General features: G+C 38.3%; 19 protein-coding genes. 15 read left to right on the top strand and 4 right to left on the bottom strand.

The annotated features are described in order from the left end of the window. Position 1 precedes the first annotated feature (1 nt). Complete coding sequence (gene glmS / locus SKC38_RS04310; RefSeq protein WP_377975391.1) at positions 2–1,837, bottom strand: glutamine--fructose-6-phosphate transaminase (isomerizing); 1,836 nt, start codon at positions 1,835–1,837, stop codon at positions 2–4. Between the two features lie 268 nt (positions 1,838–2,105). On the opposite strand from glmS, the gene SKC38_RS04305 reads away from it, so the two are divergent. The 6 genes from SKC38_RS04305 to SKC38_RS04280 all read left to right on the top strand — a co-directional run bounded on the left by SKC38_RS04305 (position 2,106) and on the right by SKC38_RS04280 (position 9,355). After that, positions 2,106–3,950: a glycoside hydrolase family 13 protein gene (locus tag SKC38_RS04305; protein ID WP_377975389.1), complete on the top strand. Its 1,845-nt coding sequence runs from the start codon at positions 2,106–2,108 to the stop codon at positions 3,948–3,950. Between the two features lie 87 nt (positions 3,951–4,037). Beyond that, positions 4,038–4,724, top strand: coding sequence for a hypothetical protein (locus SKC38_RS04300; RefSeq protein ID WP_377975387.1), 687 nt, complete (start codon positions 4,038–4,040; stop codon positions 4,722–4,724). Positions 4,725–4,735: 11 nt separating this feature from the next. Further along, complete coding sequence (locus SKC38_RS04295; protein ID WP_377975386.1) at positions 4,736–5,722, top strand: hypothetical protein; 987 nt, start codon at positions 4,736–4,738, stop codon at positions 5,720–5,722. A gap of 3 nt (positions 5,723–5,725) precedes the next feature. Next, a complete protein-coding gene (locus SKC38_RS04290) occupies positions 5,726–6,736 on the top strand; it encodes a LamG domain-containing protein (RefSeq protein WP_377975384.1) in 1,011 nt (336 codons plus the stop codon). An 88-nt stretch (positions 6,737–6,824) separates the two neighbouring features. Then, on the top strand, positions 6,825–8,747 hold the full coding sequence (locus SKC38_RS04285; protein WP_377975383.1) for a sensor histidine kinase: 1,923 nt from the start codon (positions 6,825–6,827) through the stop codon (positions 8,745–8,747). Positions 8,748–8,749: 2 nt separating this feature from the next. Continuing rightward, positions 8,750–9,355 (top strand): response regulator transcription factor, encoded by a 606-nt coding sequence (locus tag SKC38_RS04280; RefSeq protein WP_377975381.1) that lies wholly within the window; start codon positions 8,750–8,752, stop codon positions 9,353–9,355. Positions 9,356–9,917: 562 nt separating this feature from the next. Here SKC38_RS04280 and SKC38_RS04275 read toward each other — a convergent pair. The 3 genes from SKC38_RS04275 to SKC38_RS04265 are packed head-to-tail and all read right to left on the bottom strand — an operon-like array spanning position 9,918 to position 11,097. Next, complete coding sequence (locus SKC38_RS04275; protein ID WP_262899966.1) at positions 9,918–10,124, bottom strand: GDCCVxC domain-containing (seleno)protein; 207 nt, start codon at positions 10,122–10,124, stop codon at positions 9,918–9,920. A gap of 2 nt (positions 10,125–10,126) precedes the next feature. Next, positions 10,127–10,726, bottom strand: coding sequence for a mercuric transport protein MerTP (gene merTP, locus SKC38_RS04270; protein ID WP_223143226.1), 600 nt, complete (start codon positions 10,724–10,726; stop codon positions 10,127–10,129). Further along, a complete protein-coding gene (locus SKC38_RS04265) occupies positions 10,723–11,097 on the bottom strand; it encodes an ArsR/SmtB family transcription factor (protein ID WP_223143227.1) in 375 nt (124 codons plus the stop codon). The genes merTP and SKC38_RS04265 overlap by 4 nt, the downstream gene beginning before the upstream one ends. 1,025 nt (positions 11,098–12,122) lie before the next feature. Between SKC38_RS04265 and SKC38_RS04260 the strand changes: the two genes are divergently transcribed. From SKC38_RS04260 to SKC38_RS04220, 9 genes are all read left to right on the top strand, one after another. Next, a complete protein-coding gene (locus SKC38_RS04260; RefSeq protein WP_109323765.1) occupies positions 12,123–12,722 on the top strand; it encodes a DUF3347 domain-containing protein in 600 nt (199 codons plus the stop codon). Next, a complete protein-coding gene (locus SKC38_RS04255; protein WP_127804766.1) occupies positions 12,719–13,282 on the top strand; it encodes a helix-turn-helix domain-containing protein in 564 nt (187 codons plus the stop codon). Before SKC38_RS04260 ends, SKC38_RS04255 begins: the two co-directional genes overlap by 4 nt. A gap of 109 nt (positions 13,283–13,391) precedes the next feature. Then, complete coding sequence (locus SKC38_RS04250) at positions 13,392–13,829, top strand: hypothetical protein (protein ID WP_223143228.1); 438 nt, start codon at positions 13,392–13,394, stop codon at positions 13,827–13,829. 69 nt (positions 13,830–13,898) lie between these two features. After that, the gene (locus tag SKC38_RS04245) at positions 13,899–14,612 is read left to right on the top strand and encodes a heavy-metal-associated domain-containing protein (RefSeq protein ID WP_223143229.1); all 714 of its coding nucleotides are present in this window, start codon (positions 13,899–13,901) and stop codon (positions 14,610–14,612) included. A 2-nt stretch (positions 14,613–14,614) separates the two neighbouring features. Next, a complete protein-coding gene (locus SKC38_RS04240) occupies positions 14,615–16,870 on the top strand; it encodes a multicopper oxidase domain-containing protein (protein ID WP_377975377.1) in 2,256 nt (751 codons plus the stop codon). Between the two features lie 64 nt (positions 16,871–16,934). After that, entirely contained in the window at positions 16,935–17,495 is a 561-nt protein-coding gene (locus SKC38_RS04235; RefSeq protein ID WP_109323757.1) for a DUF2911 domain-containing protein, read from the top strand. 112 nt (positions 17,496–17,607) lie between these two features. Next, on the top strand, positions 17,608–17,925 hold the full coding sequence (locus SKC38_RS04230; RefSeq protein ID WP_377975375.1) for a DUF6660 family protein: 318 nt from the start codon (positions 17,608–17,610) through the stop codon (positions 17,923–17,925). Positions 17,926–18,158: 233 nt separating this feature from the next. Next, positions 18,159–22,556, top strand: a complete 4,398-nt coding sequence (locus tag SKC38_RS04225) for a CusA/CzcA family heavy metal efflux RND transporter (RefSeq protein ID WP_109323756.1) — start codon at positions 18,159–18,161, stop codon at positions 22,554–22,556. Between the two features lies 1 nt (position 22,557). Next, positions 22,558–23,799 carry an efflux RND transporter periplasmic adaptor subunit gene (locus SKC38_RS04220; protein WP_377975373.1) on the top strand — a complete coding sequence of 414 codons (1,242 nt, stop codon included), beginning with the start codon at positions 22,558–22,560 and terminating at the stop codon, positions 23,797–23,799. Positions 23,800–23,848 lie beyond the last annotated feature (49 nt).

The following is a 23,848-nucleotide window of genomic DNA, read 5'->3' as shown; positions in this document are numbered from 1 at the left end:
GTTATTCCACCGTTACAGATTTCGCTAAATTTCGTGGTTTATCCACATCCAATCCGCGTAATACCCCAATGTAATAAGACAATAATTGCGTAGGCAAGACGCTAATGAGTGGGGCCAACAACTCATCCACCTCCGGCACAACCATCACATGGTCAGCCATATCGCGAATCAGCGTATCTCCCTCGGAAATCACCGCAATCACCATACCTTTGCGAGCCTTGATTTCCTGAATGTTACTCACAATCTTCTCGTAATAGGCATCTTTGGTTGCGATGAACAAGACCGGTAAGTTTTCATCCACCAAAGCGATCGGACCATGCTTCATCTCCGCAGCCGGATATCCTTCCGCATGGATGTAGGAAATCTCTTTCAATTTTAAGGCGCCTTCCAAAGCAACCGGGAAGTTGTATCCACGACCTAAGAATAAGAAATCACGCGCATCTGCGTAATGTTTGGCAACTTCTTTAATGGCTTCATGTGTCGCCAAAGTCGTTTTGACCTTTTCAGGAATCAAGGCTAATTCTGCAATCAAACGATCGTATTCGGCTGAGGCTAGGGTGCCTTTGGCCTTACCAATCTTCATCGCCATCATGGCTAGAACAGTCAATTGGGCAGTAAAGGCTTTCGTACTTGCTACGCCAATTTCCGGACCGGCGTGCGTATAGGCACCCGCGTGTGAAATACGTGCGATGGAAGATCCCACGGCATTTACCACCCCAAAAATAAAGGCTCCTTGTTCTTTCGCGCGTTCGATGGCGACCAAGGTATCTGCTGTTTCTCCACTTTGGGAAATCGCAATAATGATATCGCCCGGACCAATCACCGGATTGCGGTAACGGAATTCCGAGGCATATTCTACCTCCACCGGAATGCGGCAAAGGGTCTCAATCATGTATTCGGCGACTAAACCGGCATGCCAACTCGTTCCGCAGGCTACGATCACGATTCTTTTGGCCTGAGAAAAAACAGATAAATGTTGTTCTACACCCGCCAAAGTCAACGTCATGTTTTCGCTATCCAAACGGCCGCGCAAACAATCCGTCAAAGAATCCGGTTGGTCAAAAATTTCCTTTAACATGAAATGGTCATAGCCGCCCTTTTCGATTTGGGCTAATTCCATGTCTAATTGCTGGATGTATGGGGTAATCGGCTCATTTCCCAAATTCTTCAAGATGATTTCATCTTGTGAAATAATGGCCAATTCATAGTCATTCACGTAAATTACTTTCTTCGTGTATTCGATAATCGGCGAGGCATCGGATGCCAAAAAGTGTTCGCCATCGCCCACACCAATCACCAATGGACTTCCTTTGCGCGCGGCGATCAGTCGGTCTGGGAATCCTTCTTCCATTACAATAATAACATAAGCGCCCACCACGCGCTTTAATGCGATGCGCATCGCCTCTTCCAAAGAATAATTGTTGCTCTGTTGGATTTCCTCAATAAAATTCACCAAAACCTCCGTATCCGTCGCACTCTCAAACGTATAGCCCTTTTGAACTAGCTCTTGTTTTAAGGATGCATAGTTTTCAATGATTCCGTTATGGACCAAAGTCAATTTCCCCGAATTTGATTTGTGCGGGTGTGCATTCACATCGGACGGTTCGCCGTGCGTCGCCCAGCGCGTATGCCCTATCCCCACTGACGCCGTCAGGGTGATTTCGTCTGTCCACGATTCCAGCTCAGCAACGCGTCCTTTTTTCTTGAAATTGGTGATGTTTTTGCCGTAAAGTGCAATTCCAGCGCTGTCGTAGCCGCGGTATTCTAAACGCTTAAGACCTTTTAAAATGATGGGATAAGCGGCTTGAGAGCCGATGTAGGCGACGATTCCACACATAGGATGTTTGTTTTAGGGCTTTAATTAGTACAAATATCTCGAAATCTACGTTGAAATGCAAGATGCCGGGGGGTAAACGCTGCCGGGGTCTCTGACCCCGGCAGCGTTACGCAAACAACCACTTTTTCGCCAGTTTCACTACCTAAAACATGATAATTTTCACATTTTTAGGTCATTTTATGCGCTTTTTTGAGCCTTTTCAGCTAATTTTAATCCGCAGGTTGTTAGGGTCCTGACCCTGACAACCTGAACAAAACCCTTTAGATTCATGAAGAAACTTATATTATTCCTATTAGCAGCCCTTAGCCTGCAAACGCTACAAGCACAAGAATTACGCATCGAGCCGCTCAACTGGTGGGTGGGTATGAAAAACCCCAAATTACAGCTCCTGATCCATGGAAAGGACTTAAAAGGTGCAGAGGTCATCGCTAAAAAACCGGGTTTAAAGATCGTGAAAGTACATACAGCCGACAGCCCAAATTACCTCTTCGTGGATTGTGAAATATCGAAAAACGCGCTGGCGGGGTCATATCCGATTGATATCAAAAAAGATAACAAAATACTCCACCACATCGACTACAAACTCGATTCCCGCACACCTAATTCCGCGAATCGTCCGTCGTATTCTACCAAGGATGTTATCTACCTAATCACACCTGATCGTTTTGCGAATGGCGACCCGAGCAACGATGCTGCTCCAACTTACCGCGAACCAAATCCTGCACGTAATGAAATGTACGGTCGGCATGGGGGTGACCTAAAAGGCATCATTGACCGTTTGCCTTATATCCATGACATGGGATTTACGGCGATTTGGAACATGCCGGTTTTGGCAAATGATCAGGCGAAAGAAAGTTACCACGGTTATGCGATCACGGATCATTATTTGATTGATCCGCGTTTTGGGACGAATGCACAATACAAGGAATTGGCGGAGAAGGCAGGCCAAAAGGGCATTAAGCTCGTGATGGATGTCGTGTTGAATCACTGTGGTGATGGCCACTGGTGGATGAAGGATTTTCCGTTTAAAGATTGGATCAATTTTGATGGCAAGTTCGTTTCGACAACCCATCGTAGAGAAACGGTTCAAGATCCCCATGTATCACAATACGATGCCAAAATGCAGACAGAAGGTTGGTTCGTTCCTGCCATGCCGGATTTGAATCAAAAGAATCCATTTATGGCGAATTATTTGATTCAAAACACGATTTGGTGGATTGAATATGCGCATTTGGGCGGTATTCGCATTGATACGTACCCCTATTCTGAAAAGCATTTCGAGGCACGCTGGTCGGACGCGGTACTCGCGGAATATCCAAATTTGAACATGGTAGGCGAGGAGTGGTCATCAAATCCGATTATTACGTCCTACTGGCAGAAAGGTAAAATCAACCGCGATGGTTTCAAATCATCTTTACCAGCCTTGATGGATTTTCCTTTGCAAAACGCCATTTCGGAGGCGATGAATGAGAATGATCAAGATTGGGGCAAGGGCTTGAACAAGATTTATTCGGTGATTTCGAATGATTTGGTCTATGCGAATCCGGATAATTTGGTGGTGTTTGGCGACAACCATGACATGTCACGTTTCTATTCACAGGTCAAACATGACCAAGCTTTATTCCGAATGGGAATGACATATTTGTTGACAACACGGGGCATTCCGCAGATTTTTTACGGAACAGAAATCTTGATGTCGAATCCCAAAAGCAATGAACATGGTGAAATCCGTGGGGATTTTTATGGCGGTTGGCCCGGAGATATCAAAGATGCGGTAACCCAACGCGGCTTTACGGCAGATGAGAAGAGCACGCAAGATTTCTTTAAGAAATTGTTGAATTGGCGGAAGCATGCTGAAGTCATTCATACTGGGAAATTGACGCATTTTGGCCCAGAAAATGGGGTCTATGTTTATTTCCGTTATTCGGAAAAAGGCAAGGTGATGGTCGTGATGAATAAGAACGCCACGGCGAAGACACTCAGCATGGGAAATTTTGCGGAATTAATTAAGCCAGGTGCCAAATTGACGGATGTGTTGAATGACAAGACGCAGGTATTAGGAGCGAGTTTAGACGTTCCGGCGAAAACGGCGTTGGTGTTTGAGGTACGATAATTTCTGACCGCTTAATAATTTTTGTTTTTAGAAGCTGATATGCCTGTCTACTTTTGGTGAATTCTTAGTTCTCAAAAATAGACAGGTATGTTACACGCTCGTAAAGCATTGCATGCGGCAATATTAGCCACATTGCTTATTTTTTCATTATTTATTTCGAGTTGTTCCAATCAAGTAATTTCAGGTAGTGGAGGTTATTCGGATGTTTCGTTAAATCGAAATTCGTCTGAGTATGATATCAAGCGCTTAAAGGAAGTGGAAGTTGTGGGCAATTCATTTTGGGGAATTCCTTATATGAAGAATAAGGAGTCCAAAAATAAGTCGGGCTTCATCTTTCGTTTTAATGGGGTGTCGATGTTTCGGACGCCAGCGATTCTTCCCATATTATCCTTGTTAGGTACGACCGTTTGGATGGGAGTAAATTTAGAACCTACATTTGGGTATAAAAAAATAACATATCAAGGATATGGAAATCAAACGATTTCGGTCGAAGATAAAAATAGTCCCAATGTTCATTGGGCAATTGCTTCCGTTTTAGCTCTGCCTCTGGCAGGAGCCATCAATAACCAAGCTTTCCCGAACATTGCAGTCTCTAACGCAATGCACGAAATGAACTACCAGCTAGTTCATCAAAATCCAGACATTGATGTGTTTTCTAATCCTAAGTATAATATTACGAACCAACGTGGATTTTGGAAGACAGAAGCAAATGTGAAAGCGAATGTATTGGGATCCCGCATCCGCACCGAACGCGTTGTGGTTCCAAAACCTTAAGTTCAGGTCCCATGCTCAAGCGTCTTCAATATTTTTTAGGAAGCGCATCTTTGATACTAGGATGTGTTTTTGCCGGACAAGCACAGGAAATTTCCAATGTGCAGATTGGTTATGTGCCCGAAATCAAGCGTTTTGAGGTATTCTTCGATCTAGATAGTAAGCAACAAAAGACGTATGATCTGCGTGTGTATGTGCAAGAATATCCGAATGGTGCGCGCAAACAAGTGGACGCATCTGCGATTCATGGCTTGAATTTATCTAGTGTTTCACCGGGCTTTAATTACTATTTTCAGATAGATGCCAAAGGCTTGAATTTGCCCCCATCTGAATATGTTTTTCAAATAACGCCGTCGAAATTAGACGAAAAAGGGGAATTCAAAGTCCCTGATACCACGCAAGTTAAGGTAGTCGAAAAGCCAGTTATCAAAAAGCCCATCATTCAACCGATTGATCAATCGTTTCGTTTCATGAATGTTGGGATTAGTCCTATAGCCTTAGGGGGCGAGCAATCTAATTTAACATTAGCGGGGCAGTTTGGTGTCATTCGCGGTTGGTATGGCTATGCAATGACGCTTCATTACGGTTTGGCGGGTTCGCCATCAACGGGGTATACCGCCTCGAATGAAGCGATTACCAATTATACGGCTACTACCTCGATTTATAAATTTACCAAAGAAGTTAAAACAACTCGATTATCTGTCGTTCCTGCCTTTTTGTTTGGCCTGAATGAACACGTTTACTTACGCGCGGGTGTTGGCTACGGGGCTCGGTCATTGTATTGGTCGGCCGATGAATATAATTTCTCCGGTACAAAAACAGGGGCGATTTGGGCGCAAAATTCGTTTGCAAGCCAATCCGGTGTAGAGGTAGAAGGGGGCTTGAATTTAGTTTTCAAGCGGATTCACGTGGCTGGTGGAATTAATTATTTAGGTCTGTTTAAGTCGGCAGATTCCAAAGCTTTTTCTGATTTGTGGATTGGATTTGGTTTAAACTTTTAAAACATGAAGCAGGGCTTATTAATCATCTTTATTTGTTTACTTTTTTCATGTGAGAAGGATCCTGTTATTCCGGAAGGGAAGGGGAATTTTGTTGATGTTCAAACATTGGCATTAAGTAATATTCAAGATTCCCGTGCGACGACAGGGATAGCGATTGCAAATTTATCCACGCAATATGCGGTTCAGGAACGCGGAGTTTGTTGGGGATTCTTGGATAGCCCCACTGTATCTGATTTTTATTACCCAGCGAGTGCGAATAATGCAAGCTTTACGTTAACAGATTTGATTCCCGGTCAAAAGTACTTTGTACGTTCCTATGCGAAGATTAATGGGATTTATACCTATGGGAATCAGCGCGAATTTATGACGACGCTGGCTAATTCAGGATTGAATAATGGCTTGGTTGCGTTTTATCCACTGAATGGAGATACCCGGGATTATTCTAGCTCCGGGAATGCGTTAAGCAGTGGGGCGACGAAAACAGCTGGGCGTAGAGGGGTGAATAATACGGCTTATAGTTTTAATGGCTCGAATCAGTTTTTGACATTGTTGAATCCGAAAAACCTGCCTTCCAACAACGCGGCATATTCGATGTCAATGTGGTTTAAAGCGAGTATTTGGAGTAGAGATATGGTCATTGCGGGCTATGGTCCAGCGAATATTCCGGCGGCTTGTAATTATGTCAAAACACTCACAAATCAAGGATTAATGCATAATCATTGGAGTTTTGACCGTACTTTTAGTTCAGGTACATTTGCGAATTTATGGACGCACATTGTTGTAACCTATGATGGAGGAACAGAGCGATACTATTTAAATGGTCAATTGATACATACGTGGCCACATCTAACTAGCCCCTTATTTATCAATCCATCTGTCTTATCCATTGGTGCTCGCGTAGTTAATGCATCCACAAATGATATTCGAGAGTATTTCAGTGGCTCGATCGACGAATTACGTATTTACAATCGGGCATTAAGTGCCGCTGAAGTTTCCGCGTTAAATACCTTATAATTTTTTGCAGGCATTTGATTTTCAACTAGAAGCCCTTATCTTGTTTGCTTGAAAGCCCTGAAAAGGCCCTAGTTCTAATTGAAATCGAATGAAATTAAGTTGCCTTTATAAGGCCTTATTATGTCTATTGCTGCTCGTTTCTTTCCGAAGCTGGTCTGATGATTCCTATAATTCGGATAAATTTAAACGCGATCTCCGTTATCAAAATCCGCAATTTATGTGGAAGACATGGGATCGTATTTTTCGTGTAGATGGGAGTTTTTTTTCAAATAGCAATGTCACGGATTTAGAGCGAATTCTTGAGTCACAATGGTCCCGTGCTGTTCAACAGCAGAACTTGGATTTAATGATTAAAGCCGCGATTCCCCTGTCGATGGTCTATCATAATCAGGCCAAATTTTCCCATGGCTTGCCATTTTTTGAGTTTCTATTTAAACATCAAAAGCAAGTACCCGCGTATTATTGGCGGCATATCCTCATTAAATTGGAGGAAGAGTACCGCGGAAAAAACGAAATTGAAAAGGCTATTCCCATTCGGCGATTACGGATCAAACTAGGCTATATCAAGACCTTTTGGGAAATTTACCGGGAGTGCGGGCTCTTTGAGGATGCCTTACGAGATTTTAAGCAATTTCAAACGGTTCCTCCCCGGGGAGATTATCGTCGTTTGTTTTATTTGCAGCGCTTGGGTTGGATATATACCGACTTGAAGAATTACAAAAAGGCACGCGAGACCTATGCGCAAGGGTATAATGAAGTGGCTGAAGTACGTAAGGCTGCGAAGGCGGTTTACCTGCCACGGGAATTGCGCTATTGGGAGGGCTTATTTAAAGGGCTGATGGCGCAATGCGACATGGAGATGGGAAATTATAGCCAAGTGATCCCTATGCTGCAGTTTGATATCCGCGCGAGTATCGATAATCCCGACAATCAAATCGGGAAAGAAATATCCTTGGCTCGGGCCTATCTCCACATCGGTCGCATGGAGTCTGCCAAATATTACATGGATCATGCCCGTATATTAATGGCCGAGAAGGTGATTCCTCCAGTAAAGCTTATGATGCTGGGTGCTTATGCGGATTACTATGCTACGCTCAATCGCTATGACTCGGCCTATTATTTCAATCGGGCCTTGCAAGCATATCAAGACACGGTGAATGCACACATTAATCGGAACAAATCTATTTTGCTTTTGGGCCAATTAGAACTCGTAAAACACCGCGCGGAGTCGATGAAAAGTCTGCATCAGGTAGAAGTGTATTCCGAGGCGTCAAAATTGCAGGACTTTAAAATTAAGTTGTTGAGCATTATCCTTGGAACAATCCTATTTGGTTCTATTTTGTTGTATGTCAATTTTCGCCAAAAAGGTTTGCTGACGCAAAATCGAATTCAATTGGATTTAGAACATGAACGGAATGCTGTGTTGCTCAAGGAATTGCATCATCGCGTGAAGAATAATTTACAAGTGATTTATAGTTTGTTGAATCTTCAGAAGCGTCGGACTAAAAACGAAGAATCGATTGACCTGATTACAGCGCTTCAAAATCGAATTCAGACCATTGCTTTGGTGCATAATAATCTATTTCAAACAGATGAAATGGAATATGTAGCCTTGGATAGTTATGTGCGGACCTTGGTGGAGCATTTGCAGCAGATGTATGCGCAAGACGAGTTGAACCCCGTCACGATCGATTTTAAGATGCAAGATTCAATCAGATTACGCTTTGAGCGTATAGGGACATTGGGTTTGATTATCAATGAAATTGTGTCAAATGCATTTAAATATGCCTTTGTGGGGGATTCTGCTGGCGTACTAACAATTGAAATAGAGCAAAAAGACACACAAGTTATTTTATCCATCGAGGACAACGGTCCGGGACGGGTGGAAGAGATTAATCAAAATTCGAATTTAGGGATGCGGCTCATTCGCATATTGAGTGAGCAAATGGGGGCGACCTATACCCTGCATCAAAGCCAAGGCATCAAGCATTTATTAACTTTTACAATTTAATTATGGATCAAAAGCGAATTATAATCTTGGAGGACGAGATTATTGTGGCCTTGGATATCAAGGAGATTTTGGAAGAATTGGGCTATGCTTGTCAAGTATTTCATGACTTTCATTTGGCTTTGCAGGCCCTTGATACATTTAACCCCCAATTAGCTATATGTGACATAAATATTGGCGAAGGACCAAGTGGAATTGATTTTGTGAAACAAGCATTGCAGTTGAAGCCTCAGCTAGCCATTATCTATTTGACCGCATTTAGTGATCGGAAAATTGTGGAATTAGCCGGTAAAACGCATCCCGTCAATTACATCTTAAAGCCGTGGAGTGATCACCAAATTCGGGTTTCGGTGGAAATGGCATTTGATCAAATATTTTCTGTAGCCCAACAAAGCCAAAAGCTGGGGGACCTCACACAATCCGAATTAAAAATTCTCGAATTGATTGCGCAGAATAAAAAGAGCAAGGAGATTGCCGACATCCTTTTTATATCGGAAAAGACGGTGAAAAATCATCGCTATCACATTAGTAAGAAATTAAATCTGTCGACGGAAAACAACAGTTTATTGGCATTTGCCTTAAGTCATTTTGGGTATAAAAATGAGGCCTAGGCCTCATTGTGGGAATCGCAGGAACGATGTTCCTTTGTATTGTAAATGATTCTAGTTCTAATACAACACGCGATTACCTAACCCTAATACGTTAAATTTATGCGAAGCCCTCTGCTAGGAATAGTGGGGGGCTTTATTTTTGAACAGAAAAAAAGGACATCTCTTTCGAAATGTCCTTTTTTTTGCTTTGCTACTTTGTGTAGCCCCGGAAGGAATCGAACCTGCATCTTAGGTACCGGAAACCTACATTATCATAAAATGGGTCTTTATTGGGTTTAAAGACCATATTTGGGTCTTTTTGTGCAGCAAAATGGTAGTTTTTATTTGTTTTGCTGCACAAGAGCTGCACAAATATTAAAGTTTAAAACTTCGTTTAAATTGAAGGAAGTAAACTATTACCTCTTTTTGATTTGTGCTCCCCTTACAGACGAAAGATGCAGCTTCGGGGAACTTTATAAGTTCATAACCATTAGAAAACTAATGAGTTACGTTTAAGTCTCAATACAAAGATAACACTTTTTGAAAAATTAACCATTTTCTAATTTTTCTTAATTGGATTCGATTAGCAACATTTTTTGTCCTGTTGTATTGGTGGACATGGTACGCTTCCATAACTACAATAAACACAACAATCACCTTGTAAAGGTTTTAATTTTGTTTTACAGCTTTCACATTCATAAAAATACTGACATGCATCTGTTGGCATTGTTTCCTCTTTTTGGTGTCCACAGTTTGGGCAAGTTATTACTGATTGTAATTTAATATCCATTATTATTTAATTTTACTTTTTAGTGATTTATACCCTGTGGAATTGATAGCTTTTTCGATTTCTGTTATACTCGTTTGTTTATTGTCAAACTTAACAATTGCGTTGCCGTTCTCATAGGAAACCAAAACTTCAGCAATTCCTTTTAGTTTACTAATCTCTGTTTTGACATGATGTTCGCAACTTGAACAAGTCATCCCTTTAATTGTAAACTCAACTTTTTGAGTTTTATACTCCTGTGTAATAATTGAACTATTATTAACTTTTGGGAAAAAAACACTAGCATAAATTGGAAATGATAAGAGCAGAATTGCAATAACTGAAACAATTCCTAAAAATGATTTTGTTTGCATAAAATTTTGTTTTTCGTCTATTTCACATTTACAATCAATTTGCTTTTTCGGTTTTAGTTTTTGATACCAAGCAAATCCTAACACAAAAATTGTTAAACCAATTAAATATGGTCTAAATGGTTCAACCCAAGAAAAGGTTGAAGCTAGTCCGCTAGTTCCTGCGATGAGAGCCAATACAGGGGTGATACAACATAATGAAGCCGCAAACGCTGTCAAAAGACCTGTACCAATTAGTTTTTTGTCGGTTTTCATATTGTTTCTAAAATTTTGTTATCGTAGATTATTTTAAAAAATGGTTTAAAGAAAAGGTCATATTCTTTAGTCATTGAGTAATAAATCGTTTGTGCTTCTCTTTCGGTTTTAATAAGATTCTTGTCTTTGAGTTTTCGCAAGTGTTGAGAAACTGCCGAAATAGTCATCCCTAAAATATCACTTAAATCACATACACAAAGTCGATTTTCTTCATAAAGTAGAAACAAGATTTTAAATCTTACACTATTCCCAGCCAATTCAAGTCCGTTGGACAAATAATCAAACGACCCTTGGAGTTCTGAAACACGTTCTTTACAGCGAAGAATTTGTCTAATGTCTGCTTGTTGTCTTATACAAGAAGGTTTATCCATAATGCGAATATAGTGAACATTTCTTATTTAAGTAATTGCTAAAATAAGCAAAAATAGGTCTGAAATAAAAATTCTTATTGAAAGTGGTTAAACAAATCACTAAACCTGCTACTTGACTTGAAACAAAAAAATCGATGAATAGATGAAATAGAGGTGGATTTTAAAAAAAATAAGTCACCATTTCTGATGACTTTTCTGTTTGCTCCCCTTAGATACGAAAGATGCAACTGTAATGCGATGATTGAGTATGTGACAATCAGGAAATTGAAGGGTTGAAATTTGTGTAATTCCGTAAATTGGAGGAAGTTTATGACCCCTTCCAACGATGAAAATTAACAATTTATCCCGCAAAGAACTCTATGACATTGTGTGGTCAAAACCGTAATTAAATTATCATTAAGTTTGAGTAAATCTGAGTCGGATACCACAATCCTTCTCTTCTTTCATAAATATTACTAATTAATAGGAAATCCAAATCTGTAATAATTTGACGATTGAATCAAAATAATATTGAATAATTAAACAAATTCGTACTTTTAAGTGTTTTTAATTTTATGACAAGTAAAGTGTACATATTGCTAATGATTTCATTTTTCGTGTGTCTTATGGCACCTAAAAATGGGTATGCATGTGGAACTAATTCAAAAAAAACGGATAAATCTTGCTGTATTCAGGATAAATCAAACAATAGTAAGAAAAATAATTGTTGTGAAAGTCATAAAATGACAAGAGAAAGTAAAGATAAAAGTTGTGGCGGAAACTGTAATAATCCAAAATGTAGTTGTCCAACTTCAATTGGCCTCTTTGCCTTACAGAATAGGGTTGAATTAAATAGAGAAAACAGATTCTCTGAGATTAATAGATTAAAATCTTATTACAATGAAACCTATAGTTCTTCGGGTTTCGGCTACATTTGGATTCCTCCCAATATAGTATAATTCAATACTTTGTAGGGATAGGTATGTCCCATCGAAAGCAATCCTTGCTTAATTGTAAAGTATTTTTAAAATCTAAATTTTTGAAAAATGAAATCAATAAAATTATTGATGGCAATGTCATTATTGCTGTCTATCACATCGTGTTATGCGAAAATAGGAAATGTTAGACTACCTGAATTTAATTCGTTTATCAATGTTGGGTCTCCGCAATTGGTTTATCAGGAGATGTCATCGCTAATTGATAAATCAAGTGAAGTGTCACAACTCAAAGCCCTTCTTGACAATTATTTTGAATTAAAAGATGCATTGGTTAAAACCGATGGAAACACGGCATCCCTAAAAGCTGAAGCATTGCTAAAAGCTATTAACTCCATTAACAAGGAATCATTAGCAAAAAACGAATATGATGAATGGATAAAGGTTATGAAAGAATTAGCATTTGATGCTGAGCATATTTCAGAAACTAAGGATGCAGGACATCAAAGGGACCATTTTATTAGTCTCTCTAAAAACATGTACTCTATAGCAAAGGTTACTAAACAGGAAGAACCGGTATATTATCAATTTTGCCCAATGGCGAATAAAGGAAAGGGTGCAAATTGGTTAAGTAAGGAAAGCTCAGTTAAGAATCCATATTATGGAGCTAAAATGTTAGGATGCGGTAAAACGGTTGAAACAATTAAATGATGAAGCTATATATTAAAAATATGGTTTGTCGACGCTGTGAAATAGTGGTGAAGTCTGAGCTGGAGAAGCTTGGGCTACACCCTCTTTCGGTAAATTTGGGAGAAGTGGAGTTGGAAGAAGACAATATAAAATATCTAAAAAATGAATTAAATGCAGTTTTAAATTCATTTGGCTTTGAGTTAATTGATGACAAAAATAGTCGATTAATTGAACGGGTTAAGACCCTAATAATTGATTTGATTCATCAGAAAAACAATGACCTACATATCAATCTTTCAAGTTACCTATCTCAAAATCTAAAGCATGATTACAATTCATTAAGTAGTCTTTTTTCTTCTTTTGAGCAAATAACAATTGAGCATTTTTTTATAAAACAGAAAATAGAAAAAGTGAAAGAATTGTTGATGTACGAAGAAATGACATTAAGTCAAATTGCCGACCAACTTAATTACAGTAGTGTCGCATATTTAAGCAATCAATTTAAAAAGGAAACGGGTTTTACACCCTCAAACTTTAAAAGATTAAAAACAATTAAACGGAATGGGATAGATAGGATTTGAAATCCAAAATTTTACAATTTTTCCTTAAAATAAAGTAATACGATAATGGTTTTTAAAGTAGAACTTTCCATTACAAATAATTCAGTTAAACTATTTAAACAATATAAAGTTGAAAAATTTATTAATTGCCTTGATGCTATTTACTTCGTTTTGTTCCTTAGCACAAACTAAAGTGCCTTATGTTGATTACAAGGGGCATATTTATTATCAAAATAAACAAATTGGTAATTTAACAAAAGAGGGCAGCCTTGATAATAATGGAAAGGTTGTTACGAAAGTTAATGGTAATGGAGAGATTATCGATTCAAATGGAAAACAGCTTGGCAAACTGGCTAAAGGTAGTTCATTTGTGTATTATTTTAATGATAAAACCGAAAAGTATACAATCGGCAAGCCTTCTCATAATGGCATGTGTGAAGTAAAAAATAGTGATGGGCAAACAGTTATGCTTCTACACAATAATTATAAACAACAAGTCGCGTGTGCGATACATTGTTTACATGAAAATCATTGTATGCCTTCGGATGCCGAGCATAAGCATAAATAATTTTTTTGATGCATGTCTATTAAATGAGCGTAACCATTTTCGGTTACGCTTATTTCAATTTTTTAAATAATGAAACACACATATCAAATAACAGGTATGACCTGTAGTAGTTGTGAAACTAAAGTGAAATCAGCGCTTCAAATGATTGAAAATGTGACTGAGGTAGTAGTTACTAAGGCTGATAATTCAGCCACAATTACGATGAATAAACACATTCCATTATCAGATTTACAGCAAGCATTAGACCCCAAGTATACGATTTCTGCCATTCAATTTAATGAAACAGAGGAACTAGCAAAATCATGGTTTGAGACCTATAAACCTATTTTGTTGATTTTCTTTTATATAAGTTTGGTTGTTGTATTGGTACAAATTAATAGTGAACGATTTAATATTATGATGGCTATGCAATATTTCATGGCAGGCTTCTTTTTGGTTTTCTCGTTCTTTAAATTTTTGAATCTTAAAGGATTCGCAGAAAGTTATGTGATGTACGATGTATTAGCAAAGCGAATACCAATTTGGGCTTATTTGTATGCTTTTATAGAAGTTAGTTTAGGGATGGCTTATCTAATTAATTTTAATCCGCTAGTGACTAACATATTCACCTTTACTGTGATGAGTTTAAGTATCATTGGAGTTTTGCAGTCAGTTTTTAATAAAAGGAAAATACAATGTGCTTGTTTGGGAGCAGTTTTTAATCTGCCAATGAGTACAATTACAATAATCGAGGATGCATTGATGATAGTCATGAGTGGCTACATAATTATTAATATATTTTAAACATGAAATGGAACCCATTATTCGTTTTTTATAAATCGAATTCAATAGTTATCATATTACTTTTATTTTCATTAAATCTTTATTCTCAAAAAACGGTTCGCTACGACCTATACGTAAAAGACACGTTAGTCAATTTTGCAGGTAAAGAAAAAAGAGCGATTGCAGTTAATGGTCAAATACCAATGCCTACTTTAACATTTACCGAAGGTGATACGGCTGAAATACACGTTCATAACCTACTTAAGGAGGAAACCTCATTGCACTGGCACGGGCTTTTTTTACCAAATAAGGAAGATGGAGTTCCCAATCTTACACAAATGCCCATTCGGCCTAATACAACTCATATCTATCGTTTTCCAATTATCCAAAATGGCACACATTGGTACCATTCGCATTCAGGATTACAGGAACAAATAGGAATGTATGGCAATTTTGTCATGTTAAAAAGACCGAATGACCCAACGTTTAGAAAAGGGATAGACGATTTACCTACCCTGCCAATTGTTTTGAGTGAGTGGACCAATCTCAAACCCGAGAACATTCACAGGATGCTACATAATGCAAACGATTATCCTGCATTGAAAAAAAATTCCGTTCAAAGTTATGGCGAAGCTATCTCCGCTGGACATTTTAAGACCAAGTTGCAAAATGAATGGAAGCGGATGTTAGCGATGGACGTGAGTGACGTCTATTATGAAAAAATATTCATGAATGGTCAACCAAGTTCTGAACTTAAAAGTATCTCAGGAAAAGAATTAAAAGCAGGAGATAAGGTTAGGTTAAGGATTTCAAATGGGGGCGCATCATCCTATTTTTGGCTGACTTATGCCGGTGGCAAAATTACAGTTGTCGCAAACGATGGCAACGATGTAGAACCTGTAGAGGTCGACAGATTGATTATTGCAGTTTCTGAAACGTATGACATTTTGGTCGATATTCCTTCAGAAAACAAAGCTTTTGAGTTTTTAGCAACTACTGAAGACCGCACAAATTCTGCTTCTATTTTTATTGGGAACGGAGTAAAACAATTAAAATCACCTTTACCTCGATTAAAATATTTTGAAGGTATGAAGATGATGAATGACATGATGAAGATGAATGGCGAACTTGATGATATGGGTATGGCTATGAGTTTAAATCAAATGGATATGAATGTGGTGATGTATCCCGAAATAACAGGTGATGCTGATGCTAAACAAGATGATAATAACCCAAATCGTTATAATGCTAATGCGCTAGGAGATATTATTACATTGAATTATGCGATGTTGAAGTCTCCGATTATCACAGCTTTACCCAAGGAAGCTCCAGTCAAAGAATTGTTCTTCAAACTCTCAGGTAATATGAATCGATATGTTTGGAGTATAGATAATAAAGTCGTTTCAGAAGCAGATAAAATCTTAATTAAAAAAGGAGAAAATGTTAGAATTATTCTCTACAATGGCTCAATGATGCGCCATCCAATGCACCTACATGGTCATGACTTTAGATTGCTCAATGGTCAAGGAGAAAATGCTCCTTTGAAAAACATCGTAGATGTAATGCCCATGGAGACAGATACATTAGAATTTAATGCCAATGTTGAAGGAGATTGGTTTTTCCATTGTCATATCTTATATCACATGATGAGCGGAATGGGAAGAGTATTAAGTTATGAAAATCAAAAGCCAAATCCTTTGATTCCCAATCCTAAACTTGCCCAACGTAAATTATTCGCAGACGACCGTAAATTTCATTTTATGGTAGAAAATGATGTTGCCACCAGTGGGAATGATGGAATGGCAATGTTACAAAGTACTCGTTGGAGTATTGGGTCAGAATGGCGATTAGGCTATCATGATTTTCATGGATACGAAGTAGAAACACATATCGGTCGATACATTGGTAAAATGCAATGGTTAATGCCATTTATTGGTTTTGATTGGCGTTATAGAAAGTTTGGAATTGATGAACAAGAAACAAATCTATTTGGTCAGTCAAATAGTAAGGACCAAAGAAGTCTTTTTACTGTCGGTGTGAATTACACTCTGCCATTGCTTATAATTGGTCAAGCTGAAATCTATCAAGATGGAAATGTTCGTTTTCAACTTATGAGGGAAGATATGCCTATTACGAAACGACTTAGAATGAGTTTTATGCTTAACACAGATAAGGAATACATGGCAGGATTTCGTTACATCGTAAACAAAAACATGGGCATTTCATCTCATTATGATAGCGATATGGGATTTGGTGCTGGAATAACTTTTTCTTACTAAAATTTATTAAAAGTCTGTTGAGAGAATTCAAAATGAAAGTTTAAATTAAACGAAAAACAAAATCATGAAAAAAATCATCGTTTTAACGCTTTTGGGGGCACTACCAACGGGTGTTTTTGCCCAACACGAAAACCACCAACCCAAAGTCGATACCAGTATGACAGCAGTAAAACCCAAAAGTCCTAAAATGACAGCAATGGCTATGATTGGGACAAATCACATACATATAGAATATGGTTCACCGAGTGTGAGAGGACGGAATATTTGGAATGGATTAGTTGCCTACAATCAAGTGTGGTCATCGGGAGCACACAAAGCTACATGGATAGATTTTGGTCAGGATATAATGGTTGAAGGTAAAGTTATTCCAAAAGGCAAATATGGATTTTTTACTATTCCTGATAAAGAAACGTGGACTTTGATTTTGAGTAAAGCATGGGATATGCATCTGGCTGATGATTATAAACAAGAAAATGACATCATTCGAATTAAGGTAAAACCCATCAAAAGCGATAAGTTAGTTGAAGCACTTATGTATGAAGTATTGCCGACCATGGCAAACGAAGGCAAGATAAAATTGAGCTGGGAGTTTTTGAGCGTTGAGTTTCCGTTTAAGAATAGGTAATTGAATTTATGGAAAAAAATGACGAAAATTTAAATGTTTTCGTCATTAAAAATACTTTCTTAACTATTATGATATTGTTGGTTTTTCCATTTAAAAGTTTAATATTGCCATAATGAAAATTTCTACATTAGCATTAAGTTTTTATCTATTGACGTTGTCATGTTTCGCATGCAACGAGTTAAATCTGTCTTTTTATAGTAGTTTTCAGGTAGTGAGTGCGGAAAATAATCATAACCATAATGAACAAAATTCAGAGGCATGTACGCCATTTTGTAACTGTTCATGCTGCCCGTCATCGGCATTTTATCAACCCATACAGCACTTCAATTGGGTTATAATATCATTTCAGTCGGTAAAATACCCTATTTACAATTCCTCTTTTCATATAGAGGTTTTCTATTCAATTTGGCAACCGCCTAAATTAGCTTAATTACTCCTTTTATTGAAATTGTAGAATAGCCATAGAAATGTCATGTATGGCATTTTTAATTAATCTTTTTCCATTATATAATGGCAAAAAGAAAAAAATCCAATAGGCAAAACGGTCGTTGGGTTTAAGAGTATTTAAGTACAATTTTATAACCCTTTTATTGTATCATTTTTTTAGCAGCTTTTGCCAAAAGGAGTATGCATAAATACAGTCATATTACTAAATAGAAAAAAATGTTTCAAAATATAATTCAGTTTTCAATAAAGAACAAACTTATAATTGGTGCATTCACGTTGGTACTCATTATTTGGGGCGTTATATCCGCTATGCTGTTGCCAATTGATGCTGTGCCTGACATCACAAATAATCAGGTACAGATAATTACACAAGCCCCAACATTAGGCGCAGAGGAAGTAGAACAGTTCATAACTACTCCTATTGAGCTCGCGATGGCCAACATTCCCAATGTAATTGAAAAGCGGAGTATTAGTCGTAGTGGTATTTCGGTAATCACTATTGTGTTTAAAGACAATGCCGACATCTATTGGGCAAGACAGCAGATAAGCGAACGCCTCAAAGAAGCAGAAGCACAAATTCCACAGGGATTGGGTGAACCCACCTTAGCACCCATCACAACAGGTTTAGGCGAGATTTATCAATATATCATTCATGCTAAAAAAGGTTATGAAAACAAATATACTGCTACCGATTTGCGTACTATGCAGGATTGGATTGTCCGCAGGCAGTTAGCTGGTACAGAGGGTTTAGCAGAAGTGAGCGGCTGGGGTGGCTATGTAAAGCAGTATGAAATTGCTTTGGATAACGAAAAGCTCAATGCAATGAATATTACCATTCCTGAAATTTATAAAGCCTTAGAAAGCAACAACGAAAACACCGGAGGCAGCTATATAGAGCAACGAAGCAATTCCTACTTTATTCGTGGTTTAGGCTTAGTAAAATCGTTGAGTGATATTGAAAAAATTATTGTGAAGACTATAAACGGAATACCCGTTTTAATCCGTGATGTAGCAACAGTACAGTTTGGTACTGCCACCCGTTACGGAGCAGTTACAAGAAACGGTGAGGGCGAAGTAGTGGCAGGAATTACACTCATGCTCAAAGGTGAAAACTTTGCACAGGTAATCGCCAACGTTAAACAGCGAATGGTACAAATACAAAAATCATTGCCTGAAGGTGTAGTAATAGAACCATTCATTGATAGAACCGAATTAGTGAACAGGGCAATGGGTACAGTAGAAAAAAATCTAATTGAAGGTGGTTTAATTGTAATATTCCTATTGGTTTTGCTCTTAGGTAATTTAAGGGCGGGTCTTATTGTAGCTTCTGTAATTCCTTTAGCGATGCTCTTCGCCATAATACTGATGAACCTGTTTGGCGTAAGCGGCAACCTGATGAGTTTAGGAGCTATTGACTTCGGGCTTATTGTAGATGGTGCGGTAATCATAGTAGAAGCAATTGTACACAGAATTTACATGAGCAAGCATCATCATATTGGTTTGAATAAACTTTCACAATCACAAATGGATGATGAAGTGTTTCAAGCTGCGTCAAAAATCAGGAGCAGTGCAGCATTTGGCGAAATCATCATCTTAATTGTTTACCTGCCGCTTTTTGCGTTAGTAGGCATCGAGGGGAAAATGTTTAAGCCAATGGCTCAAACTGTGGCTTTTGCAATATTGGGTGCCTTCATACTTTCATTAACCTATGTGCCAATGATGAGTGCTCTTTTTCTAAGTAAAAAAACTACGCATAAAAAGAATATTTCCGATAGAATAATTGGCTTTTGTCAAAAACTTTATGAACCTATACTGAGTTGGGCTTTACGCTGGAAAAAAACCGTTGTGTTTACAATGGCAGTATTGTTTACTGGCAGCATAATATTGTTCAACAGCTTAGGTGGTGAGTTTATCCCTACACTGGAAGAAGGCGACCTCACAGTTGAAATAAGGATGGAACAAGGCACATCATTAACACAGGTGGTAGAAACATTCAGCAAGGCAGAAAAAATATTAAAAGATAAATTCCCCGAAATAAGACAGGCGGTAACAAGAATAGGCAGTGCTGAAATACCTACCGACCCTATGCCCATCGAAAGAGGCGATATGATGCTTTCCATGAAGCCGAAAGAAGAATGGACATCGGCAAATACCCGTGAAGCCATGATGGAAAAAATGGAAGAGGCACTAAGTATTTTACCCGGTGTAAGTTTTGAAATTACACAACCCATGCAGATGCGGTTTAATGAACTCATTACAGGCATCAAACAGGATGTGGCAATAAAAATTTATGGTTCCGATTTGGAAATCCTGAATGCACAGGCAAATAAAGTGGCAGAGCTTATCAAAAATGTAAAAGGAGTAAGTGAGCCCTTCGTAGAAAAAGTAAGTGGACTGCCTCAAATACAGGTGGTATACAACCGTGATAAAATTGCCCAATACGGGTTAACCATCAGTGACGTAAACATGGTGCTGAAAACTGCTTTTGCAGGTAATGTTGCAGGTGTGGTGTTTGAAGGGGATAAACGGTTTGACATGGTGGTGCGGTTACAAAAAGATTTGCGTAAAGATTTCAGTAACATTGAAAATCTATATGTGCCATTACCATCTGGAAATAAGGTGCCTATTAACCAGGTAGCGGATATTTCATTTAAAACAGCACCCGCACAAATTAGTCATGAAGATGGCCAACGCAGAATTTTTGTAGGCTTTAATGTGCATGGTCGTGATGTGGAAAGCACGGTGGAAGAAATACAACCCATTTTAGATGCAAATCTTAAACTTCCGGCTGGTTATTATTACACCTATGGCGGTCAGTTTCAAAACCTTCAAGAAGCAAAGGCAAGATTAGGAATTGCAGTTCCTGTAGCGTTATTGCTCATTATAATATTGCTTTACATCACCTTCAAAAGTCTAAAACAATCCTTTCTCATATTTACTGCCGTACCGTTATCAGCCATTGGAGGCATCATCGCATTATGGTTAAGAGGTATGCCATTCAGCATTTCGGCAGGTGTAGGTTTCATTGCCTTGTTTGGTGTAGCAGTATTAAATGGTATTGTATTGATAGGTTATTTCAACCAGTTAAAAGACGAAGGCATTACCGACATATATGAGAGAGTTAGAAAAGGAACAGCAGTAAGATTAAGACCCGTAATAATGACAGCTATGGTAGCATCATTAGGTTTTCTGCCAATGGCACTTTCTACAGGTGCAGGTGGTGAAGTACAAAAACCATTAGCAACCGTTGTGATCGGTGGTTTAATTACCGCTACCATATTAACCCTGCTGGTGCTTCCGGCACTTTATATTTTATTCAACACTAAAATCAATTTCAAACCAAATAAAATGAATAAAGCAAAGCCACCTGTCAATACTACGGTTGTGTTAGTGCTGTTTACATTTATCGGTTTATTTGCAGGAAAAACTTATGCACAAAGCAATCAAAAAACGTTGCAGGAGTGCATTGATATAGCACTTAAAAATAATCTGCAACTGAAAGTAGCAGACTTAAACATTCAGCAATCGCAGGTAATGCAAAAGACCGGCTTTAGTCCTGATAAAACAAACATACAACTCACCCAGGACCCTACCAGTGGCGGAAATATTGATAACAGTATTGGTATTACTCAAACGTTTTCTTTTCCAACAGTGTATGCCAATCAAAATAAACTATTGAAACAGGAAACTATGCTGGCTCAAAAATCAAAGCTGCTATCGCAAAATGAAATTATCAAAGAAGTAACCACAGCCTATTACAATTTGTTGTATGGCTTGCAAAGAGTAAAACTTTTGCAGCAGCAGGATAGCATATACAGCAATTTTCTAAAAAGGGCTACCCTTCGTTATAATACAGGTGAAACTAATCAGTTGGAGAAAATGCAAGCCGAAAGCAAATACAAAGAAAACCTTTTACAATTGAAACAGGCAAATACTACTGTAAGCAGTTATCAGTTGGCTTTGCAAAAGTGGTTGAACTCAGCCGAGCCAATTATGCCAAAAGAAAATGAGTTGGCAAAATTGCCCGATATTTTTATGGCTGATACTGCATCTATACAATCAAACCCATTAATTCAGTATTACAATCAAAAGTTGAATGTAAATACAGCACAGGTAAAGGTTGAAAAAAGCAAATTGTTACCGGATTTGAATGCAGGCTACTACCATCAAATGGTTGTTAGTGGTTTTGATCCTGCAAAAACTAACCGTAATTATTTCCCTGGCACAAGGATAGCAGGTTTACAGGTAGGCATAGGTATTCCTTTATTTTTCGGCTCACAAAAAGCAAAAATTAAGGCTGCTCAAATAAATACTACTTTAATTGAAACAGAGAAGCAGCAAACACTGCTATTTCTGCAAAGCAGTTATCTTCTTCAGTACAACGAATACCTGAAAGCAAAGGAAGGTTTACAATACTACGAAACCACAGGTTTAAAACAGGCGGATGATATTATCCGTATTTCAAACACGGCATATACCAAAGGTGAAATTGGTTACATGGAGTATATCCAAAATCTGCAAACCGCTATCAATACAAAACTGCAATATACCGATGCAGTAAACCAGTTCAATCAGTCCATTATATTGTTAAACTATTTAAAAGGGAACAAATAAAATGAAGTCAATTAATATAAAGTCAATCGCTGCAATTACATTTTTTGCAAGTGCAATTATTTTTTCTTCCTGCAAGCAAAGCAATAAAACGGAAACAAAAGAAGTGCCTAAAGCAAAAGAAGAAAATACAGCAGCAATAGAAGTGTCCGCAGAACAAATGAAGGCCGTGGGCATTGAGTTAGGTACAATAGAAATGAAAAACCTCAACAGTGTGGTAAAATCAAGCGGTCAGCTGGAAGTTCCCCCTCAAAACAAAGCCGATGTAAATTCACTGGTTTCCGGCATTATTAAAAAAGTGCTGGTATTAGAAGGCAGTTTTGTTCACCAGGGCCAAACAGTAGCGATTTTAGAAAATACAGACATAGTGAAGCTGCAGCAGGATTACCTGATGCTCAAAAAGGAATTAGTTTATACCGGCCAGGAGTACCAACGACAAAAGGAACTCAATACCGAAAGTGCAGGAACGGGCAAGATATTTCAACAAGCAGCAGCAAAATACGAAACAGATAAAGCAAGGATGCAGGGAATGGAAACACAATTACAGCAGTTAAATATCAGCCCTGCATCCGTAGCCAATGGTAAATTTGTAAGCCAAATTCCAATTATTGCACCCATCAGCGGTGTCATAGGGCATATACGAATTAAGACCGGCAGCTATTTAGATATGCAAACATCCCTGATGGATATTGTAGATAATTCGCAGGTGCATTGCGATTTGCAGGTGTACGAGAAAGATTTGTTCAAGGTGAAGAGCGGGCAAAAAGTGGTGTTCATTCTTACCAATCAAAACAATAAGCAAATCACTGGTACAATTTTCGGCATCAATCAGTCCTTCGAAAATGAAAACAAATCCGTAATTGTTCATGCCAAAATAAACAATACAGGTAGCATCAGGTTATTGCCTGGTATGTATGTATCTGCATTGATTAATGTAGGCAATCAAACGGTGCAGGCTGTTCCTGTTGATGCAGTCGTAAATGCAGAAGGGAAAACGTTCATTTTTATAGTAAGTGGGGAGGAAGAAAACACAGAAGAAAAAGGGCCTAAAGAAAAGAGTGAAAAAGCTATCGGTGCCAATCCTGAAAAAAGTATCCGGTTTAAAAAGGTTGAAGTAATTACAGGCGTAACAGAATTAGGCTATGTAGAAATAACACCGCTTGAAGAAATGCCTAAAGATGCGATGATAGTTACCAAAGGTGCTTTCTATGTTCTATCAAAAGCAGCAGGGGGCGAAGAAGAATAATAAAAGTATATTATGACAAACACAACACAATTCTCCGATGTTCAAAGAA

The organism is Aquirufa echingensis, from assembly GCF_042714525.1.
GTDB lineage: Bacteria > Bacteroidota > Bacteroidia > Cytophagales > Spirosomataceae > Aquirufa > Aquirufa echingensis.
The sequence above is the reverse complement of the archived record's forward strand: the minus strand, read 5'-3'. Positions and strand labels throughout refer to the sequence as shown.

Bases quoted from the DNA above. Each gene is read 5' to 3' on its own strand.
- SKC38_RS04225 (WP_109323756.1), top strand. From the start codon at position 18,159: ATGTTTCAAAATATAATTCAGTTTTCAATAAAGAACAAACTTATAATT.
- SKC38_RS04230 (WP_377975375.1), top strand. From the start codon at position 17,608: ATGAAAATTTCTACATTAGCATTAAGTTTTTATCTATTGACGTTGTCA.
- SKC38_RS04240 (WP_377975377.1), top strand. From the start codon at position 14,615: ATGAAATGGAACCCATTATTCGTTTTTTATAAATCGAATTCAATAGTT.
- SKC38_RS04220 (WP_377975373.1), top strand. From the start codon at position 22,558: ATGAAGTCAATTAATATAAAGTCAATCGCTGCAATTACATTTTTTGCA.
- SKC38_RS04265 (WP_223143227.1), bottom strand. From the start codon at position 11,097: ATGGATAAACCTTCTTGTATAAGACAACAAGCAGACATTAGACAAATT.
- merTP (WP_223143226.1), bottom strand. From the start codon at position 10,726: ATGAAAACCGACAAAAAACTAATTGGTACAGGTCTTTTGACAGCGTTT.
- SKC38_RS04300 (WP_377975387.1), top strand. From the start codon at position 4,038: ATGTTACACGCTCGTAAAGCATTGCATGCGGCAATATTAGCCACATTG.
- SKC38_RS04305 (WP_377975389.1), top strand. From the start codon at position 2,106: ATGAAGAAACTTATATTATTCCTATTAGCAGCCCTTAGCCTGCAAACG.
- SKC38_RS04235 (WP_109323757.1), top strand. From the start codon at position 16,935: ATGAAAAAAATCATCGTTTTAACGCTTTTGGGGGCACTACCAACGGGT.
- SKC38_RS04245 (WP_223143229.1), top strand. From the start codon at position 13,899: ATGAAACACACATATCAAATAACAGGTATGACCTGTAGTAGTTGTGAA.
- SKC38_RS04285 (WP_377975383.1), top strand. From the start codon at position 6,825: ATGAAATTAAGTTGCCTTTATAAGGCCTTATTATGTCTATTGCTGCTC.
- glmS (WP_377975391.1), bottom strand. From the start codon at position 1,837: ATGTGTGGAATCGTCGCCTACATCGGCTCTCAAGCCGCTTATCCCATC.
- SKC38_RS04295 (WP_377975386.1), top strand. From the start codon at position 4,736: ATGCTCAAGCGTCTTCAATATTTTTTAGGAAGCGCATCTTTGATACTA.
- SKC38_RS04275 (WP_262899966.1), bottom strand. From the start codon at position 10,124: ATGGATATTAAATTACAATCAGTAATAACTTGCCCAAACTGTGGACAC.
- SKC38_RS04260 (WP_109323765.1), top strand. From the start codon at position 12,123: ATGAAATCAATAAAATTATTGATGGCAATGTCATTATTGCTGTCTATC.
- SKC38_RS04290 (WP_377975384.1), top strand. From the start codon at position 5,726: ATGAAGCAGGGCTTATTAATCATCTTTATTTGTTTACTTTTTTCATGT.
- SKC38_RS04255 (WP_127804766.1), top strand. From the start codon at position 12,719: ATGATGAAGCTATATATTAAAAATATGGTTTGTCGACGCTGTGAAATA.
- SKC38_RS04280 (WP_377975381.1), top strand. From the start codon at position 8,750: ATGGATCAAAAGCGAATTATAATCTTGGAGGACGAGATTATTGTGGCC.